Raw genomic sequence first — 18,657 nt, forward strand, 5'->3', positions numbered from 1 at the left:
TCCGGTGACCGCATTCAGTGGCGGGCGAGCCCCGGTCGATCGCTGGTGGATCGACCGGGGCTCGTCGGTTAAGGCCGGGTCAGGCGAGGTCGAACCGGTCGAGTTCCATGACCTTGGTCCAGGCTGCGACGAAGTCGGACACGAACTTGTCGCGGGCATCCTGGCTGGCGTAGACCTCCGCGAGGGCTCGCAGCTGGGAGTTGGAGCCGAAGATGAGGTCGACCGCGGTAGCGGTCCACTTCACCTCGTCGGTGGCCACGTCGCGGATCTCGTAGACGTGCTCGTCGGACTCCGACGCCTTCCACCGGGTGCCCGGGGAGAGCAGGTTGGCGAAGAAGTCGTTGGTGAGCACGCCCGGCCGGTCGGTGAGGACGCCGTGCCGGGTGCCGCCGGAGTTGGCGCCGAGGGAGCGCAGGCCGCCGACGAGGACGGTCATCTCGGGCGCGGTCAGGTTGAGCATGTAGGCACGGTCGACGAGCAGCACCTCCGGCTGGGTCTTCTCGCCGGGACGCAGGTAGTTGCGGAACCCGTCGGCGCGCGGCTCGAGGACCCGGAAGGACTCGACGTCGGTCTGCTCCGCAGTGGCGTCGGTGCGGCCCGGGCGGAACGGCACGGTCACCTCGACGCCGGCGTCGCGCGCCGCCTTCTCCACGGCGGCCGAGCCGGCCAGCACGATCAGGTCGGCGAACGAGATCTTCGCGCCGCCGGCGGAGTTGAACTCCCGCTGGATGCCTTCGAGGGTCGCCAGGACCGTCGCGAGCTGCTCGGGCTGGTTGACCTCCCAGCCGCGCTGCGGCTCGAGGCGGATCCGCGCGCCGTTGGCGCCGCCACGCTTGTCGGTGTGCCGGAAGCTCGCGGCGGAGGCCCAGGCGGTGGAGACGAGCTGGGCGGTCGTGAGGCCGGACTCCAGGACCTTCGCCTTGAGGGCGGCGACGTCGGCGTCACCCACGAGCTCGTGGTCGACGGCCGGCACCGGGTCCTGCCACAGCTGGGGTTCCGGGACCCACGGCCCGAGGAAGCGGCTGACCGGACCCATGTCGCGGTGCAGCAGCTTGTACCAGGCCTTGGCGAAGGCCAGCGCGAACTGGTCGGGGTTCTCCAGGAAGCGGCGCGAAATCTTCTCGTACGCCGGGTCGACGCGCAGCGACAGGTCGGTCGTGAGCATCGTCGGCTTGTGCTTCTTCGACGGGTCGTGGGCGTCCGGGATGATCGCCTCGGCGTCCTTGGCGACCCACTGCTTCGCGCCGCCGGGGCTCGTGGTGAGCTCCCACTCGTAGCCGAAGAGGATCTCGAAGTAACGGTTGCTCCACTGCGTCGGCCGGTCGGTCCAGGTCACCTCGAGCCCGCTGGTGATCGTGTCCCCGCCCTTGCCGCTGCCGTAGGTGCTCAGCCAGCCCAGGCCCTGCGTCTCCAGCGGGGCCCCCTCGGGCTCCGCGCCCACGTGGCCGTCGGCGACGCCGGCGCCGTGGGTCTTGCCGAAGGTGTGGCCACCGGCGATGAGCGCGACGGTCTCCTCGTCGTCCATCGCCATCCGCCGGAAGGTCTCGCGGATGAAGTGCGCCGCCGCGGCCGGGTCCGCGTTGCCGCGGGGGCCCTCCGGGTTGACGTAGATGAGACCCATCTCGGTCGCCCCGACGCCGGCCGCCATCTCCTTTTCGGAGGCGTAGCGCTCGTCGCCGAGCCAGGTGTCCTCCGGACCCCAGAAGATCTCCTCGGGCTCCCACACGTCCTCGCGACCGAAGCCGAAGCCGAAGGTCTTGAAGCCCATCGACTCCAGGGCGACGTTGCCGGCGAGCACGAGCAGGTCGGCCCACGAGATCTTCTGGCCGTACTTCTGCTTGACCGGCCACAGCAGCCGGCGGGCCTTGTCGAGGTTGGCATTGTCCGGCCAGCTGTTGAGCGGGGCGAACCGCTGACCGCCGTCGCCGGCGCCGCCGCGACCGTCCTCGATGCGGTAGGTGCCGGCGGCGTGCCAGCTCATCCGGATCATCAGGCCGCCGTAGTGGCCGAAGTCGGCCGGCCACCAGTCCTGCGAGGTCGTGAGGACCTTGACGATGTCCTGCTTGAGGGCCTCGACGTCGAGCTTGGCGAACTCCTTGGCGTAGCTGAAGCTCTCCCCCAGCGGGTTGCCCTTGGACGAGTGGGCGTGCAGGACCGAGAGGTCGAGCTGGTTGGGCCACCAGTCCCGGTTGGTGCGCGGACGACCTCCGGTCTTCGGGGTCGGCGAGTCGATCGCGGGGTTCTCGCTCTCGCTGCCCTGCGCGGTCACGGAGTCGTGCGCGACCGGGCAGCCGGCCGCTGCCTTCTGGTCCACGCCCTGCGCACTGGTGGGACCGTTGTCCTGGGTGTCGCTCATCTGCTTCCTTCCGAGCTGGCGGATCACTGGGGCGTTCGTTCGGTCGCACAGTCAGGGCAGGTGCCCCAATAGACGACCTCCGCCTCGTCGACCACGAAACCGTGGTCGTCCGAGGCGGTGAGACAGGGAGCATGGCCGACGGCGCAGTCGACGTCGGCGATCGCGCCGCAGGAGCGGCACACGACATGGTGGTGGTTGTCCGCGACCCGGGACTCGTAGCGGGCGGTCGCACCGGCAGGCTGGATGCGCCGCACCAGACCGGCGTCGGTGAGCGCGCGCAGCACGTCGTACACCGTCTGGTGGGAGACGGTGGGCTGACCCGCCCGTACCAGCGCGATCACCGCGTCGGTGTCGACGTGCGGGTGGTCGCGCAGCGCGGCGAGCACCGCCAGTCGGGGCCGGGTCACGCGCAACGAGACGGCCCGCAACTGCGCCTCGAAGTCGGACGTCATGTGATGAACATAGTCCACTCTTTTGGAATGAATCTAGTTTTGCTTCGACCTCGACCCGCCCGCCTTCGACGCAGACCCGGTCGCCCAGCTGGGAGCGCAGACCCGGGCGACCGGGTGGCAACTGACCGGCGATGGCGGGCTGCTGCAGCAGCCCACAAAGCGGATCCTGGAGCAAGCGCTCGAGGGTGAGATCACCGACCGTCCGGGCATGACAAGGGCAACCCGGCAGGGAGGAACGGCGGGAACTCCCCCCACCACGTACGCGCCACGACGGCGCCGACGGATGCCGGCCCGGTGGAGATCGCCCTTTCAATCCGGCCGCCGGCCGGCATCCCGGACACCAGCAGAAGGTGTGCCGGGGACGCCCTCGCGCTCGACGCCGTCGAGGTGCCACAGTTCGCCCCACCCGCGAGCCGTCAGCACCACACGTCGGCAGTGCTCCGGTCGGACCGCCTCGAAGGCCGCGAGTGCGCCCGCCCAGTCGACGGCGCCGTCGTCGCCTCGAAGTCGCTCGACGTGCCCGGCGAGTACCCACCCGTCCTCGATCGCCATAGATCGCGCACCATGTACTGCAGCGGCGGGTGGGCGGCGTCGCCCAGGAGGGCGATCCGGCCGTCGACCCAGGTGGTGACCGGGTCGCGGTCGCACATCCGCCACCACTTGTCGCACCACATGTGCGGCAGTCCCTGCTGGATGGCGTCGCAGGTGGAGAAGGTGGTGACCTGCCGGTGATCCCGCCACCGCCCCGCGACCCACCAGGCTCGGGAAACAACGGCGCGATCACCAACCACGCCCCATCGGTCACTCACCACGACGCACCACCGACACATCGTCAACGATCAACAACTACAAGATCGGCAGGACACACCCTAGGCCGTCACTTCGACTGCACGGCCAGCATGCCGAACATCGTCTGCCAACTGGCCATTGCGTCCCTCGTCGGCCTTACGGAGGATTGGGCCATCTGCGTAAAGTAGCGCATCATTGACGCAGGGTTATCGTTAACGCGGAGGTGCCGATGGGCGACACCTGGACCAAGCTGCTGATTCCCCTGATTCCCGTCGTCGTCGGAGCCGGCATCGGCTTCCTCCCTACGCTCATGCTGGAGAAGTTCCGCGCCAGCGCGGCGCTCCGCACTCGCTGGGATATCACCCTTCATACGGCATGTGCGAAATTCGCGGCCTGCACCCGTCGGATAGTGGACATCAGCGAGGAGGCAGCGCCGGACCTCGACGCAGACCAGCGGCGTACGCTCCAGCAGGAGCTTGACCGCGAGCATCGCACGCTGCAGGAGTTGATGGCGGAGGTCCGGCTGCTCGGCAATCGCGCGACGCAAGAGGCCGCTCGTGCCGTTGTCCGCGATGCATGGGCTCTGCGAACAGAAGCGCTGACTGGCGCCGACCCCCGTAAGGAAGAGTTCGGTGACTTCACCCCGCGGAGTCGGACACTTGACGGATTGCTCGCCTTCTACGCCGCAGCGCGCCGCCAGTTGCAGGTGCCCGAGGCCGCGGATCTCATCCCGCTGAATCTGCCGCTGCCGAAGGCGGCGGAGTCATGACCCGCGTGTTCATCTGCTATTCGCACAGCCACGGCGACGCCGAATTCGCGAACTGGCTGTACCGGGAGCTCAAAAGCGGTGACTTTGGGGTAACTCCGCACCTCGACAAGTTCAGCCTCGCGATTGGCACCCTCTGGGTAGAGAGCATTCCGGCGTTGCTGGAGACCTGCGAGCTGGTCATGTTTGTACGTTCCCGCTTCGCGGTCAACGCACGGATGTGCCGACGGGAACTTGACTTTGCGCAAGCCAAAGGACTTGAAATCGTCAACCTGCGGATCGATTCGGATGGGACTGAGTTCGAGCGAACATGGGGTCACCTTACGGTGGACTTCAGCAAGGGGCGTGACGCTGGCCTGCGCGCGTTGCGGCGGGCGCTGCGCTTCCGCGAGACCAACGACGGTCGGTTGCAGCGCATGCGGCATCGTCTGGCATACCACCGCGACCAGCTGCGCGACGAGAGTCGCGGCGACCGAGACTTTCACATACGCCAGGCGGGCCGGCTGGAACAGGAGATCGATCAGCTCGTCGTCGCCCTCGGCAGCCGACCAGCCGACTCCGGCGGCAGCCCCTCGCACGTGAATGGTGCAACTTCCACTTTGGTGCCGCGCGTTCGGGAGGCCACCGCTGTCCGCGCCGAGCTAACTCGGGAAGAGCCCGGCATCGTCATAGTCAGCGGGCCAGACGGGGTGGGCAAGACGACGCTCGTGCGAGGCGAGCTGGCCAAGGTCGTCGAGGACATCGATGAGCAACCGGGTAAGGCACCTGTAGTCCGGTACCACCTGGTACAGCGAGACTCGCCGCTCGGAGCCTCCGTGCTCACCGGTGGCAAGGCCGGAAAGGCTCGACCCGGCGATGCGGCAAACGAGAGTCTCCGCCTGCACATTGACCGGGCGATCAAGCAGACACGCGGTGCCCGAGCAATCATTGTGCTGGACGCGGCCGATCACCTGCAGGACCCGACCAGCCATCGCCTGGTCGATCTGGAACTGGAGGATGTCTTCGACCGCCTCTACGCCCGCCGCAAGCACCACAGAATCACGGTGGTGCTGATCTGCCGCGAGCCGCCGCGCGCAAGCCCCGGTCACAGCTGGGCCATGCAAGCCAGACACGTCCGGATCGACGAGGGGCTTCTGCCGGAGCAATTCGGGCAATTGCTGCGCCGTCTCGACCACGATAGTGACCTCGTGTCCCGGTCCACGTCCGACCGGGTCATCGCGAAGGCACACCGGCTCACCCGAGGACTTCCGCGTCTGGCGGAGCTCATCATGACATTCGGCGGTCGCGGCCATACATCGCTGGGCGAGGTCGTCAACGGGCTTACCCGCGTGCCAGTCGCTCGTGTGCCTGGTTTCGTCTTCGATCGGATTATCGAGTCCCTCGATCCGACGGCGCGCCAGGTGCTGGAGGCGGTCGCCGCGTTCGGTACACCGGTCAACGAGCAGGCGATACGTGCCCTGCTACCCACCGAGTACGGCAAGCAACGCGTCGAAAATGTTCTCCAGTGGCTCGTCAAACGGCGCATCATCGACACGGCGGCCGGGCTGTTCTATGTGCGCGATGCCGACCGGGACCTCGTCCTGGCCGCCATGCCGCATCGCGGGGAGACGCTGCTGCAGCGTGCCGCCGCGGTCATGGCCGAGCGAGGGCGCCGAACCGTGACCAAGGTTGAACATCTGGATCCGCTGCTCCATGAGGTCGACATCCTGCTGACTGCGGGGCGGTACCGGCTCGCGTTCGGCCGGGTTGAGGCTCTGCAGTCGAAGCTGGAGCAGTTCAACCGCCACGAACTGCTCCTCGGTCCACGTTTGCGGATGCAGGGCCATCTCGGGCCTGAGGCCGAGCTCGTAACGTGCAACGCGATCGGGCAGATCTATGTCGACAAGGGGCGGTTCGAGGACGCCCGGGTCATGTTTGAACGTGCCGTCGAACTAACGGCGTCCGCTGGCCAACCGAACGATCGCTCACTGACGATCAGCAACCTTGCCCACGCGTTGTGGCTCCTACATGACACAGAAGGCGCGAAACGGCGCTACCAGGAGGCGTATGAGCTCGCAAAGAAGGGCGGCGACGGGCGGGGCGAGGCGAGAGCGCTGAACGGTCTCGCTGACTGTCATCTGCGTTGGGGTGAGTACGATGTCGCGTTCGCGCTGCAGGACAAAGCCCGTGTCCTTCAGGAACTCGGGCCGCTGGAGTCCTTGCGGCTCGACCTCGCGCGAGCGCGCAGCGCCATGGAGCAGGGCGACGCCACGAAGGCCCTCGTGCTCATCGAGCAGGTTGAGAGGACCGGGCGACTAGTCGCCGAGTGTTTCGAGGCTACTGCCACCCGTCTTCTCGATGCCGTTGACCACGCCGAAGATCGCTCGCCCGTGGTGGCGGAAGCGGTGGCGATTGCGGAGAGAAGCGCCGAACACGCATTGGTCGACGGCGACCGGCGTGTGTTCCGGAGGGCGCGTACCACCCTTGCCCTTGCGTACCTCCTCATGCGGCGACCGAACAAGGCCGCACAGGCGATCGTGCCCGCAGCGCGTGGCAGAACCGACCGGGACGCGTTGATCGTCATCGCCATTCGTGCCGTGACTCGGGTGCGCATCGACCCTGCAGCGGCACGGACCGACTTCGTTCAACTGTTCGACGATGCTAACGCCATCCTCAGGAGCGACCCTCGAGACTTCGCAGCGCTCGACTTTGTCGGGTTCGCCGTGTGTGGGTTGCATGTCTGTCGCGGCGACCGGCTAGCGCCCGCGACCGAGGCGTTCAACAAGGCCGGGGTCCGGCGCCCCCTCGGCATGGCTCGGCGGATGCTGAAGATGCTGGTGGTGCTGAGGCAGCAATCGGCTGTCCGCACGCTGGACGCGATCATCGCGTCGTTCGAGGGCAGGGTCACCGTGGATCGATCAGACCCAGGCTCTGCGCCCGAATGAGAGCCTCGGTCCGGGTGTGTACGCCGAGCTGCGCGTAGAGGCTGCGCAGTATCCGATACATCGCCCGCTCCGAATAACCGGCCATGGACGCCAGTCTGGTGACCGTGCTGCCTGTGGCGAGCGCACGGAGCCACGACAGCTGCTCTTCTGACAGGGGCCGAGGCATGTTCAGGGATACCGCACCTTCGTGCCCGCCTAAGGCGCGGAGGACGTCGGCCGGCAGGATGGACACGCCGTCGGCTGCCGCCTGTACCGCTTGCCGTAGAGCCTCGGGCGTCGTCGAGCGCAGCAGAATGCTACGGGCTCCCGCCCGTACCGCCCGGACGCCGGCGGCCGGAATTGCATCGGAGGTCAGCGCGACCACTGCTACGGCGGTGTACCGGGAAGTCACCGTGGTCAGTAGCGACCAATCCCGTTCCGAGCCGAGGGTCAGCACCAGGACGGAGGCCGGATGATCCCGTGCCCAGGCGAGCAAGTCGGGTGGCTGCTCGACGACATGCGCAGCGGCCGCGAGCGCGGCCGCTACGCCGGCCCGGAATAGGGGCAACGGGTCGACGACTGCAACGTCGACCATGTGACCGGCCTGCCTCTCCCCGAACCCGGGATCGCCTTGGGCAGCAAGCACCATATCGGTGGCAGGACCGTGCACCCGCGAGCGACGACCGTGCCAAGGAAGTGTCCTGGACCCGCAGCCATCTGCGCTCATAGCGTCAGGAGGCAACTCTAGGAGGTAGGTCCATGACATACGGGCACACGGACCCCTACTACAGGCCTGCTCGCATCGTTCGGGGTGCCGATGCTCTCGATGAGCGGGTCATCAACCTGATCATCAGGCTGCATGCGGAAGATCCCGGGCGAAGCGCTAGGGACATAAGTGACGAGCTCATGGAGCGGGACATTCCCGTACTGCCGGACGTCGTCTCCAACGTGCTGACGAACGCTCTCAAAAGCTAAGACCCAAAAGCGAACCCAATCTAAGCGCAGCGTGGCCGCGCGCAGGTCGGACAGGCACCGGCGACCACGAGATGCTGCTGGTCCACGTACCGTGACCCAGGCGGTGCGCCATTGCCGCTGGCCATGTGGCTGCCTGCTGACCCAGATCGTGCGTCCAGGCGGCATTGCCGGCTGCCACGACATTGACCCGCCAGCCACCGATTCAAGGCAACGGCAGCTCTGCTACCAACGGGATCATGTAGTTGAGGGTTCAGTCCACCCTCGGATACAAACCGAATTCCAACGGCGCGGACGCCCTCGCACAGTGACCTGGCGCATGACCACCGGGTCGCTGCGCGAGGCAGGTTCACGCCACAGCCGGTCTCCTTGTCCAGCCGATGCCGGCAGGGTGACCCACCCTGCCGGCACGCCAGCGTCGACCGCCGGAGTAGGAGGCGACAGCCTCACGACCCGCAGTAGGTGTCAGGGCTTGAGGATCAGCCGGATCGGGCTGCCTTCTTTCTTCACCAGCCGTTCGACGCCTCGGGGCGCCTCGGACAGCGGCAGCACATCGGTGATCGACCCGGACAGGTCGAGGCGGTGGTGGCCCACCAGGGAGACGAGCTGCTCGACGTGCTCCGGTGCGCTGCCGTAGTGGCCGCGGACCTGCTGCTTCAGAAAGCTGAACAGGGTGGTCTGGTGAATGGTCAGCGGTTGGGGCGCCAGCCCGACCAGGACCAGCTTGCCCTCGTTGGCGAGGACCGTCTGGGCCTGGGTCCAGACCGGCGGGGCACCGGCCAGGTCGAAGGCGACGTCGAGGCCGCGTCCGCCGGTGATCCGGCGTACCTGCTCGGCGAAGTCGGCGGCGCCGGGGTCGAGGACGTGGTCGGCACCCAGGGCGAGGGCCCGCGCCCTGGCATCCGCCAGGGGATCCACGGCGACGATCGGGGCGGCCCCGACGAGACGCAGCAACTGCACCGCGTGGGCCCCCAGACCGCCCAGCCCCCACACGCCGACCGCCTGGGTGGGGCGTACGTCACCGGTGCCGACGATCGCACCCCAGGGGGTGGAGACCGCGTCGGGGATGATCGCGGCCTGCTCCAGGGGAAGGTCGTCGGGTACGCCGACGAGGGTGAAGTGCTCGGCGATGGCGTACTCGGCCCAGCCGCCGTCGTAGTCGACCCCGCGGGTCAGCGGGTGCTGGCACTGGGCCACCCGCCCCAGGCGGCAGGGCGGGCAGGCGCCGCAGGGCTGGCCGGCCTGCAGCAGCACGCGCCGCCCGACCTGCCAGTCGGCGGGCACCTGCGCCCCGACGGAGTCGATGACGCCGGCCACCTCGTGCCCCAGGGTCACCTTGTCCACGGCGGTGTCCAGCCGCAGGCTCCCGTCGATGAGGTGGACGTCGGACAGGCAGATGCCGGCCGCGGCGACCTTGATCCGCACCTGGCCCGGTCCGGGCTGCGGGACGGGTACCTCCTCCATGGCGAACGCGCCGGTCTTGTAGTCGAGTCGGCCGGCAAGCATGGTGGACATGACGTTCTCCTTGTCTCGCGGTGTTCACGGTGGCCCCCACCGCGCGGGCATGGTGTCCGAATGCGGCGCGCTCTCGCGCCGCTCGGCACGGGTGATCAGGCGAAGACGTCCTGCTGGTAGCGCCCGTCGTCCTCGAGCTGGTCGAGCCACTTCTCGGCGTCGTCGGCGCTGCCGCCCGTGTGGCTGCAGTAGATGCCGGCCAGCGCCTGGCGTACCGACGGGGCCATCCGCCGGCCGTCGCCGCAGACGTAGATGTGGGCGCCGTTCTCGATCGCGTCCCAGATCGCGTCGCCGTCGGCGGTGATGGCGTCCTGGACGTACTTGTGCGGGTGACCGGGCACGGTGGAGAACGCCAGGTGCACCTCGGCGATGCCAGCCTGCTCCCAGGACTGCATCTCGTCGCGGTAGAACCAGTCGTGCTCCGGGTGCCGGCAGCCGTAGAACACCTTCGACAGACCGACCTCGACACCGCTCGCCTGCTGAGCGGCGCGCTCCTCGAGGAAGCCGCGCAGCGGCGCGAAGCCGGTGCCGGGACCGACGAGGATCATCGGCGTGGCCGGGTCGGCCGGCGGGTGGAACGGCGGGGCCGGGACGCGGACGTACCCGAAGAACACGTCGCCGGGCCGCAGCCGGGCCAGGTACTGCGAGGCCAGGCCGCGGTACTCCCCGTCGCCGGACAGGGCCGGACCCTCCAGCAGGCCGACGGTCAGTCGCGGCCGGTTCGGCTCGACCATGGCGGCCGAGGAGATGGAGTAGAACCGGGGCCGGATCGGCCCGGCCAGCTCCAGGAAGGCGGCCAGCGGCAACTCGACGGCGGGGAACCGCTCCAGCAGGGTGAGGACCGAGACCCGCTTGGCGAGGATCTCATCCTGGTAGCGCCGGCGCGCCTCGTCGGTGTCGTCGAAGTACCCCTGCAGTTGGCCGGTGGTCCACGGGCACTGGGTGTGCTCGGCCAGTGCCCGCAGGTGCGTCCGGCTGGCCACCTCCTGCAGCTCGACGAACTCCGTCAGCAGCAGCTCCGCGGTCACGGGCTGGTCGATCGGCAGGTGGGCGCCGCTGCTGGCGTCCGCGCGGCGCAGCCGTACCACCTGATCGCGGGGTACCCGCAGCAGCCGCAGCGCCCGCGTCACCAACTCGGGGTCGTTCTTGCCGAAGACGGCGAGGTGGTTGCCGGTCTCGTAGCCGACCCCGTCGGGCAGCTCGACGGTGATCGACAGCGCCTGCGGGCGGGGTGCCTCCACGCTGAAGTCCCACAGCCCGGTCGGGTCGCCGACCAGCTCCTCGCTGGCCACGACGGTGATCGGGTACGCCTTCTCGGAGACCACTGCCGGGCGCACCTGCGCCTCGGTGAGGACCTCCAGCGACAGCCGTGGGCCGGTGCTGGCGCTGGTATCCGCACCGTACTGCTCGGCCAGCGCCGTCCACAGTGCGTTCATCCACGTGGTCGCCATGCCGTCGAAGTCGCCGTTCGCGTCGACCTCACCGCGCGGCACGATCGACGTGGCGCCGGCCGCCAGCAGCGCCGCCTCCACCCGCTTGGGAAATGCCTGGTAGGTGAGCCAGTGCGTGTTGCCGTTGCCGAGCACCGCGAACCGCACCTTCGACATCGAATCCGCGGTCAGTCCGCCGGCGGCGGCGAGGGCGTCGAAGCGCTGCGCGTTGTCGGGGGCCTTGCCGTTGTAGCTCGGCGTGACCACGACGAGGATCCCGTCGGTGGGCGGGTTGTCGGCCAGTTCATCCAGCGTGAGCACGGTGGTGTCGAAGCCGGACTGCTCGGCCCGGCCGGCCAGCTGCCGCGCGAGATCCTCCGACGCGCCCAGGTTCGAGCCGTACGCGACGCGCAGCGTGACGCCGACGACGTTCACCGCGGCCGCCGCCGCAGGCGACTCCGGCACCGCCCGCACCTCGGTGTCGAATCGCTCGTACGGCTGCCGGGAGCGCACCCGCACCATGAAGTTGTCCGGCTTGCGGGTGAGCGTCTCCTTGACCTTGATCTGGTAGTCGTTCTGGTCGATGATCGCGAAGTTCTGCAGGAGCAGGGCCAGGGCGAGCCGGGCCTCGGTGAGGGCGAACTGCCGGCCGATGCAGGCCCGCTCGCCGTTGCCGAACGGCTTGTAGGCGTGCGGGTGGTGCTGGGCGATGTTCTCCGGCAGCCACCGGTCGATGTCGAACTCGGTCGGCCGGTCCCACGCCTTGGGGTGCTTGTGCAGCGCCGGGATCACGACCATGACCTGCTGGTCCTTCGGCAGTGCGTACCGGCCACCGAGCACGGTGTCCTCGTACGGTGCCAGGGCGATCGCCGGGATGGGGCCCCACAGGCGCAGGGTCTCGTCCAGGACCCGCGGGATCACGTTCAGCTTCATGATCGTCTCGTAGGTGGGCACCGTGTCACCGGGCAGCAGCCGGTCGACCTCCGCGTACGCCTGGGCCAGCACGTGCGGGTTGCGCAGCAGCTGGTAGAGGGCGTACGACAGCAGACCGCTGGTGGTCTCGTGCCCGGCGATGAGGAACGTCACCACGTTGTTGCGGATGTTCTCGTCGGACAGCGGCTCGCCGGTCTCGGGGTCGACCGCGCCGAGCATCAGGCTGAGCAGGTCGCGGCGGTCATCGCCCCCACCCGCGCGGCGCTCGCGGATAACCTCCTCGACGAGCGAGTGCATGACGCGGACGTTCTCCTCGAAGGTCCGGTTCTGCCGGCGCCGCATCGCGGTGACGAAGGGTGGCTGCTTCAGCCGCCCCATGGCCTCGTGCAGCGAGTCCGCCAGGGCCTGCAGGAACGGGTGCACCTCCTCGCTGCGGAAGGAGTCGAACCGGTAGTCGAAGCCGGTGATTCCGATCGTGTCGAGGGTCAGCCGGGTCATGTCGGCGACCACGTCGAGGTCCTTGCCCTCGTCGCGCCGCCACTTGCCGACCAGCGCATCGGCAACCTCGAGCATTTCCGGGAAGTACGACTTCATCGACCGTTGGCTGAACGCGGGCATCAGGATCCGGTGCGCCTTGCCCCAGTTCGGCTCGTCCCCCCTCGCGGTGAACAGGCCGTCCCCGGCGATCGCCCGCACGTCGCTGTGCGGCTTCTCAATCGGCTTGTAGAAGCGCGACTCGTCGCACAGCTCCGCCACCAGGTCCGGGTCCGAGACCAGGACGAGCTCGCGGCCGGGCAGCGCGAGCCGGTAGATGCCCTCGGGGAACTGACCGGCCGTCTCCTCGAAGAACGCCGCCGGTCCGTCGGACGGGATCTGCAGAGCGTTTCCGACGATCGGAACCCCGCGCGGTGCGGGGATGGTCGTGAGGTTGCTCGACACGTGGGTTCCTTTCCTGAGGTTGCCGGCGGTGACCGGCCAATGGATCCGGGTGCCAGACGTCAGCCATACACTGTATGGCTGCTGCTAACATACGGTGTATGGCTACGACCGGACAGGCCTCAAGCGGCCGAGGAGACGCACGTCTCACCGAAAAGGGCATCTACACCGCGGCGCTCCGACTCGTCGACGCCGACGGGGTGGGCGCGCTGAGCATGCGGAAACTGGCCGCGGTGCTGGGCGTCAACCCGATGTCGCTCTACCACCACGTGCCGAACAAGGCCGCCCTGCTGCGCGGCGTCAAGAACCTCGTCGCCGCGCAGTTCCAGCCGCAGGTCGACGGTGGGACCTGGCAGGAACAGCTGCACCGGTTCGCCGAGGACTTCCGGGCGCTGGCGCACCGGCACCCCAACCTCATCGTGCACAGCCTGGCCAGCCCGGACTTCATCGAGCCGGAAGACCCGTTCTGGACCGGGCTGACCGGCATCCTCACCAGCGCGGGCGTGCCCACCACGGAGGTCGCCGCCGTCGGAGCGGTCCTCGCCAGCCTCTTCTCGGGCTTCCTTCTCGCCGAGGGCAACGGGACCCTGGGTCGCCTCGCCGCCCTGCAACCCACGACCACAGCAGGGCCGGCCACCGCATCGAGCGCCGACCCAGCCGGCGACCGCAGCTTCACATTCGCAGTCCAGACCCTCATCGCGGGCATCGAGGCTCACCTGCCCCGATGACCTCCCGCTGAGCTGGACCGCACCTGCCAAGGTCTCATCCCGCCGACGTCCCGGCTGGCAGACGGAGGTCGGATATGGCGGGTTTATCGCCTTCCGCTCCGGATATTCCGCCTCGTGTTTCCTGGCCCGAGGAGGTTTGCTGCCGCAGGCGAACGCCGTGCGCGCCTGCGGCGGCGAAGCAGACTGATGACGGATGGATGAGCCGGGCCGCGAGCGGCGCGTACGGGAGGGGGCCAACTGGCAGCGGGCGAGCATCCTGGAGCTGTTCTTCGATCTCGTCTTCGTCTTCGCGCTCAACCGGATCAGCTTGCGGCTGTTGGACGACTTCCACTCCGGAGGGCTCGGGTTCAGTGAGTTCGCTGAGACCCTTCTGCTGTTTCTGGGGCTCTGGCTCATGTGGCAGACCACTGCCGCGTTGACCAGCCGGGTGCGTCCGGATTCGCGGCCGGGTCAGTTCGTCGTGTTCTCCTCGATGGCCGGTGCCACCGTCATGGCGGTTTCGGTGCCGCAGGGGTTCGAGGATCGGGCCCTGGTCTTCGCCGGTGCCTGGGTTGCGGTGCGGGTCAGCCGTCTGTTGGTCTATTTCTTGGTCAGGCAAGTGCGGACCGAGGGGTCCGCACTACCAGGGTTACTGTCGCTCGGCGGAAGCACAGTTCCGTGGATCGCGGGGGCGTTGGTGCACGACCCGCTTCTGCGCGGTGCGCTCTGGGCACTTGCGCTGACCATCGAGCTCCCCGGGTTCGTGGTCGGCTTTCGCCGATGGGCCGGCACACAGGTCGCGGGCGAGCACCTGGCCGAGCGGTTGCAGCAGATTTTTTTGATCAGCTTGGGCGAGGCCGTCTTCGTGTCCGGCCTGGCGTTCTCCGACAGCGACATCACCCTCCCCCATGGGATGGGGTTCGCGCTTGCCTTCGTCGGCATCGTGCAGCTCTGGCGCATCTACTTCTACCGGGCCGGCCTGCTCCTGCCGCTGGCCATCACCGCCGCCCGCGATCCGGCCCGGCAATCCGTGACGGCCGCCTTGAATCATCTGATCATGATCTCCGGTGTCGTCCTCGCTGGTGTCGGCTTCGAGCTGTACATCATCGAGCCCACCGGCCAGCCGGAACCGAACTGGCTGGTGGCGATCCTCGGCGGTCCGGCACTCTTCCTGGTGGGGCGGGCTCCCTTCGAGCTGCAGGTCTTCGGCCGGATCTCCCCGTCACGGCTGATCGGGCTCCTCGCCCTCGGCCTGCTGATCCCGGCCGTGTGGCACGCTCCTCCGCTGGTCGCCGGTGCCGGCGCCACGGCCGTGCTGGTCGGAATCGTCGTCGCGGACGCGTGGCGCGCTCGCGGGCGAGAGCCCAAGCCACCCGCCCCGCTGAGGTGAGTCCTCGCGCAGCATGAGCCCCATCCGCTGCGTCAGCCGCGTACCGGTTGGTTGACCTCTGCCTCGTCGGACGATCAGCTCCGGCTCAGGTCGAGGGCGATGTCCAGGATCATGTCCTCCTGCCCGCCGACGAGTTTGCGCCGGCCGACCTCCAGCAGGATGTCCCGGGCATCGAGCCCGTACTGCCGGGCGGCGGTTTCGGCGTGGCGCAGGAAGCTGGAGTAGACGCCGGCGTAGCCGAGGGTGAGGGTTTCCCGGTCGACGCGGACGGGCCGGTCCTGCAGCGGCCGGACGAGGTCGTCGGCGGCGTCCTGGAGGGCGAACAGGTCACAGCCGTGCTGCCAGCCTTGCACGGTGGCCACGGCGATGAACGGTTCGATCGGACAGTTGCCGGCGCCGGCGCCGTGGCCGGCGAGTGACGCGTCGACGCGGGTGGTGCCCTCCTCCACGGCGACGACGCTGTTGGCCACGGAGAGGGACAGGTTCTCGTGGGCGTGGATGCCGATCTCCGTGCCCGGGTCGAGAACGTCCCGGTACGCCCGCACCCGGTCGCGGACGCCGTCCATGGTGAGCCGTCCTCCGGAGTCGGTGACGTAGACGCAGTGGGCGCCGTAGGACTCCATGAGCTTGGCCTGAGCGGCGAGCTCCTTGGGCTCGGCGAGGTGGCTCATCATGAGGAATCCCGACACGTCCATGCCCAGCTCGCGGGCTGTGGCGATGTGCTGGGCGGCGATGTCCGCCTCGGTGCAGTGAGTGGCCACCCGAACCGACCGTACGCCGAGGGCGTGCGCCTGTTCGAGGTCGTGGACGGTGCCGACGCCGGGCAGGAGCAGGGTGGTGAGGCGGGCGCGGGTGACGGCGGCCGCGGCCGCTTCGATCCACTGCCGGTCGGTGTGGCTGCCGGGGCCGTAGGTGAGGCTGCCGCCGGCGAGCCCGTCGCCGTGGGCGACCTCGATGCCATCGACGCCGGCGGCGTCGAGGGCGGTGACGATCCGGGTGACGTCGGCCGGGGTGATGCGGTGCCGGGTGGCGTGCATGCCGTCGCGCAGGGTGACGTCCTGGATGAACAGGCGGCGAGCGGGTGCGGCGGCGGTCATCGGATGGCTCCCTGGGCTGCGGTGAGGCGTTCGGCGACCCGGAGCGCCGCGGAGGTCATGATGTCGAGGTTGCCGGCGTACGCGGGGAGGTAGTGGGCGGCGCCTTCGACCTCGAGCAGGACGGTCACCTTGGTGGTGACCGGTGTCGTGTCGTCGGGCAGCAGGGTGTGCACCGGTTCGTCCGGGGCCAGCGGGGTGAACTGCACGGGCTGCTTGAGCCGGTAGCCGGGGACGTACGCGGCAACCTCCGTGATCATCTGCTCGATGCTGGCCCGGACGGCGTCGTGGTCGGCGGGGCCGATGAGGCACTGCACGGTGTCCCGCATGATCATCGGCGGCTCGGCGGGGTTGAGAATGATGATCGCCTTGCCGCGCCGGGCGCCGCCGACCTGTTCGATGGCGGCGGCCGTGGTCTCGGTGAATTCGTCGATGTTGGCGCGGGTGCCGGGGCCGGCCGACCGGGAGGCGATGGAGGCGACGATCTCGGCGTACGGCACGGGCGTCACTCGGGACACGGCCGCGACGACGGGAATGGTGGCCTGTCCCCCGCAGGTGACCATGTTGACGTTGCCGGCGTCCAGGTGCGCGTCGAGGTTCACCGCGGGTACGACGTACGGGCCGATCGCGGCCGGGGTGAGGTCGACGAGCCGCTTGCCGTACGGGGCGAGGGCGGCGGCGTTGGCCCGGTGCGCCCCCGCCGAGGTGGCGTCGAAGACCACGGCGATGTCGGCGAAGTCGGGCATCGCGATGAGGCCGGCGACTCCCTCGGCGGTGGTGGGCACGCCGAGGCGGCGGGCCCGGGCGAGGCCGTCGGAGGCGGGGTCGATGCCGACCATCGCGGCCATCTCGAGGTGCTGCGACAGGCGCAGGACTTTGATCATCAGGTCCGTGCCGATGTTGCCGGATCCGATGACGGCGACCTTCGTACGCGACATCAACTGCCGCCTCTCGTGACGGGGGTGGTGAAGGTGGCCTCGACGCTGCCGAGGCCGGTGAGGTCTGCGCGGACGTGCATGCCCTGGTCGAGCCGGACCATCGGCCCGAGTGCGCCGGAGAGCACGACGTCGCCGGCGCGGAGCGGGTCGCCGTGGGCCAGGGCGGTCCGGGCGAGCCAGGCGAGGGCGTCCAGCGGGTCGCCGAGGCACGCCTTGCCCGAGCCGGTCGAGGCGGGTACACCGTCCACGAGCATGGTCATCTGCACCGCCACCGGTTCGACGGCGTCGAGGGGGACCCCGTCGGCGCCGAGGACGAACAGGCCGCTGGAGCCGTTGTCGGCGACGGTGTCGGCGAAGCTGATGTCCCAGCCGGCGATACGGCTGTCCACGATCTCCAGCGCGGGCACCGCGTAGGCGACCCGTTGGCGCACGGTGACGGCGGTGACGCCCGGGTCGACGACGTCGTCGGCGAGGACGAAGGCGATCTCGGCCTCGACGCGGGGCTGCAGCAGCCGGTCGAGGCTGATCACCGCGGACTCCGCGCACGCCATGTCGTCGAAGAGCATGCCGAAGTCGGGCCGGTCGACGCCGAGCTGGCGCTGCACTGCCAGGGAGGTGAGCCCGACCTTGCGCCCGACCGGCCGCCTGCCGTCCCGGACCCCGGCCTCGGTCGACCGGCGCTGAACGGCGTAGGCGAGGGTCTCGTCGTCGGGGCCGATGAGGTCGCGGACCGGCGGACACGGCGTGCGGGTCTCCGCGGCGGTGCGCAACCGACGAAAGGCTGCGGCAACGGGGTCGGTGGTGCCGGTGGTCATGGGGCCTCCGTGGCGGGACTGCCGCCGGTCAGGCGGGTGAGGCTGTCGTACAGGGTGCGGGCGAGCAGTTCGAACAGCCGCGGCAGGTCGACGCTGTCGCCGCCGATCTCCTTGGCGATGAACAGCCCGTCGGTGGCGGCGATGGCGTACGTGGTGATCGTTTCGATCGTGTCCCGGTCGGCGTCCGGGGCGACCCTGGCGAGCACGGCGGCGAGCCGCGCGCGGGCGACGTCCCGGACCTGCAGGAACACGCGCCGGGCGCTGGGCTCCTCCGGGCGGCGCTCGAGGGTGAGCATGAGCCCGAGGCGAAGGAAGTCGGGCGAGTCCAGCAGGGTCCTGGCGACCTTCACCGCCATCGCGGCGAGGCGTTCCGGCATCGGCTCGCTGTCGTCGCCGGGGAGGGCGAGTACGTCGACCCAGATGTCGAAGCTGCGCTCGATGACGGCGGCGATGAGGTCATCCTTGTTCTTGAAGTGCCAGTAGATCGAGCTGGCGGGCAGGCCGCACTTCTCGCTGACCAGCGCGATGCTGGTGCCCTCGTAGCCGCGCTCACCGGCGATCTCGGCGGCGGCGTCGAGGATGCGCCTGCGGGACTCCTCGCCGTTGGCCCGGCGCTTGCGTTCCCCCCGAGATTCCGTCATCGCTCGCTCCCCTGTGTTTC

Annotated in this window: 14 protein-coding genes; 4 read left to right on the plus strand and 10 right to left on the minus strand. The window is 69.2% G+C overall.

Going from position 1 to position 18,657, the window contains the following annotated elements; all coding sequences use genetic code 11:
* Positions 1–79: 79 nt before the first annotated feature.
* The 3 genes from katG to V6U81_RS02180 all read right to left on the minus strand — a co-directional run bounded on the left by katG (position 80) and on the right by V6U81_RS02180 (position 3,360).
* Positions 80–2,356, minus strand: coding sequence for a catalase/peroxidase HPI (katG, locus tag V6U81_RS02170; RefSeq protein WP_334483567.1), 2,277 nt, complete (start codon positions 2,354–2,356; stop codon positions 80–82).
* A gap of 23 nt (positions 2,357–2,379) precedes the next feature.
* The gene (locus V6U81_RS02175; protein WP_334483571.1) at positions 2,380–2,808 is read right to left on the minus strand and encodes a Fur family transcriptional regulator; all 429 of its coding nucleotides are present in this window, start codon (positions 2,806–2,808) and stop codon (positions 2,380–2,382) included.
* Positions 2,809–3,117: 309 nt separating this feature from the next.
* Positions 3,118–3,360 carry a hypothetical protein gene (locus V6U81_RS02180; RefSeq protein ID WP_334483573.1) on the minus strand — a complete coding sequence of 81 codons (243 nt, stop codon included), beginning with the start codon at positions 3,358–3,360 and terminating at the stop codon, positions 3,118–3,120.
* A gap of 466 nt (positions 3,361–3,826) precedes the next feature.
* Between V6U81_RS02180 and V6U81_RS02185 the strand changes: the two genes are divergently transcribed.
* Together V6U81_RS02185 and V6U81_RS02190 are read left to right on the plus strand one after the other, a co-directional pair.
* On the plus strand, positions 3,827–4,366 hold the full coding sequence (locus tag V6U81_RS02185; protein ID WP_334483576.1) for a hypothetical protein: 540 nt from the start codon (positions 3,827–3,829) through the stop codon (positions 4,364–4,366).
* Entirely contained in the window at positions 4,363–7,287 is a 2,925-nt protein-coding gene (locus V6U81_RS02190; RefSeq protein ID WP_334483578.1) for a tetratricopeptide repeat protein, read from the plus strand. Before V6U81_RS02185 ends, V6U81_RS02190 begins: the two co-directional genes overlap by 4 nt.
* Here the strand turns inward: V6U81_RS02190 and V6U81_RS02195 are convergent.
* From V6U81_RS02195 to V6U81_RS02205, 3 genes are all read right to left on the minus strand, one after another.
* Entirely contained in the window at positions 7,247–7,861 is a 615-nt protein-coding gene (locus tag V6U81_RS02195) for a DNA-binding response regulator (protein ID WP_334483580.1), read from the minus strand. The two genes, V6U81_RS02190 and V6U81_RS02195, sit on opposite strands and share 41 nt — an antisense overlap.
* An 842-nt stretch (positions 7,862–8,703) precedes the next feature.
* Positions 8,704–9,753, minus strand: coding sequence for a zinc-binding dehydrogenase (locus V6U81_RS02200; RefSeq protein ID WP_334483583.1), 1,050 nt, complete (start codon positions 9,751–9,753; stop codon positions 8,704–8,706).
* A gap of 95 nt (positions 9,754–9,848) precedes the next feature.
* On the minus strand, positions 9,849–13,055 hold the full coding sequence (locus V6U81_RS02205) for a bifunctional cytochrome P450/NADPH--P450 reductase (protein ID WP_334483586.1): 3,207 nt from the start codon (positions 13,053–13,055) through the stop codon (positions 9,849–9,851).
* A 98-nt stretch (positions 13,056–13,153) separates the two neighbouring features.
* Here V6U81_RS02205 and V6U81_RS02210 point away from each other — a divergent pair, with 98 nt between their 5' ends.
* Both V6U81_RS02210 and V6U81_RS02215 read left to right on the plus strand, forming a co-directional pair.
* Positions 13,154–13,780 (plus strand): TetR/AcrR family transcriptional regulator, encoded by a 627-nt coding sequence (locus V6U81_RS02210; RefSeq protein WP_334483589.1) that lies wholly within the window; start codon positions 13,154–13,156, stop codon positions 13,778–13,780.
* A gap of 193 nt (positions 13,781–13,973) precedes the next feature.
* Entirely contained in the window at positions 13,974–15,149 is a 1,176-nt protein-coding gene (locus tag V6U81_RS02215) for a low temperature requirement protein A (RefSeq protein WP_334483591.1), read from the plus strand.
* Positions 15,150–15,223: 74 nt separating this feature from the next.
* Here V6U81_RS02215 and dmpG read toward each other — a convergent pair whose 3' ends face one another.
* Genes dmpG through V6U81_RS02235 form a run of 4 tightly spaced genes read right to left on the minus strand, consistent with a single transcriptional unit; the run spans position 15,224 to position 18,637 of the window.
* On the minus strand, positions 15,224–16,246 hold the full coding sequence (gene dmpG, locus V6U81_RS02220; protein WP_334483594.1) for a 4-hydroxy-2-oxovalerate aldolase: 1,023 nt from the start codon (positions 16,244–16,246) through the stop codon (positions 15,224–15,226).
* Positions 16,243–17,181, minus strand: coding sequence for an acetaldehyde dehydrogenase (acetylating) (locus V6U81_RS02225; protein WP_334483597.1), 939 nt, complete (start codon positions 17,179–17,181; stop codon positions 16,243–16,245). Before V6U81_RS02225 ends, dmpG begins: the two co-directional genes overlap by 4 nt.
* On the minus strand, positions 17,181–17,996 hold the full coding sequence (locus tag V6U81_RS02230; RefSeq protein WP_334483599.1) for a 2-keto-4-pentenoate hydratase: 816 nt from the start codon (positions 17,994–17,996) through the stop codon (positions 17,181–17,183). The genes V6U81_RS02225 and V6U81_RS02230 overlap by 1 nt, the downstream gene beginning before the upstream one ends.
* Positions 17,993–18,637: a TetR/AcrR family transcriptional regulator gene (locus V6U81_RS02235; protein WP_334483602.1), complete on the minus strand. Its 645-nt coding sequence runs from the start codon at positions 18,635–18,637 to the stop codon at positions 17,993–17,995. Before V6U81_RS02235 ends, V6U81_RS02230 begins: the two co-directional genes overlap by 4 nt.
* Positions 18,638–18,657: the final 20 nt, after the last annotated feature.

This window comes from Micromonospora lacuserhaii (genome assembly GCF_036902735.1).
Classification (GTDB): domain Bacteria; phylum Actinomycetota; class Actinomycetes; order Mycobacteriales; family Micromonosporaceae; genus Micromonospora.

Bases quoted from the DNA above. Each gene is read 5' to 3' on its own strand.
- V6U81_RS02225 (WP_334483597.1), bottom strand. From the start codon at position 17,181: ATGTCGCGTACGAAGGTCGCCGTCATCGGATCCGGCAACATCGGCACG.
- V6U81_RS02210 (WP_334483589.1), top strand. From the start codon at position 13,154: ATGGCTACGACCGGACAGGCCTCAAGCGGCCGAGGAGACGCACGTCTC.
- V6U81_RS02235 (WP_334483602.1), bottom strand. From the start codon at position 18,637: ATGACGGAATCTCGGGGGGAACGCAAGCGCCGGGCCAACGGCGAGGAG.
- V6U81_RS02175 (WP_334483571.1), bottom strand. From the start codon at position 2,808: ATGACGTCCGACTTCGAGGCGCAGTTGCGGGCCGTCTCGTTGCGCGTG.
- katG (WP_334483567.1), bottom strand. From the start codon at position 2,356: ATGAGCGACACCCAGGACAACGGTCCCACCAGTGCGCAGGGCGTGGAC.
- V6U81_RS02230 (WP_334483599.1), bottom strand. From the start codon at position 17,996: ATGACCACCGGCACCACCGACCCCGTTGCCGCAGCCTTTCGTCGGTTG.
- dmpG (WP_334483594.1), bottom strand. From the start codon at position 16,246: ATGACCGCCGCCGCACCCGCTCGCCGCCTGTTCATCCAGGACGTCACC.
- V6U81_RS02215 (WP_334483591.1), top strand. From the start codon at position 13,974: ATGGATGAGCCGGGCCGCGAGCGGCGCGTACGGGAGGGGGCCAACTGG.
- V6U81_RS02200 (WP_334483583.1), bottom strand. From the start codon at position 9,753: ATGTCCACCATGCTTGCCGGCCGACTCGACTACAAGACCGGCGCGTTC.
- V6U81_RS02190 (WP_334483578.1), top strand. From the start codon at position 4,363: ATGACCCGCGTGTTCATCTGCTATTCGCACAGCCACGGCGACGCCGAA.
- V6U81_RS02180 (WP_334483573.1), bottom strand. From the start codon at position 3,360: ATGGCGATCGAGGACGGGTGGGTACTCGCCGGGCACGTCGAGCGACTT.
- V6U81_RS02195 (WP_334483580.1), bottom strand. From the start codon at position 7,861: ATGGTCGACGTTGCAGTCGTCGACCCGTTGCCCCTATTCCGGGCCGGC.
- V6U81_RS02185 (WP_334483576.1), top strand. From the start codon at position 3,827: ATGGGCGACACCTGGACCAAGCTGCTGATTCCCCTGATTCCCGTCGTC.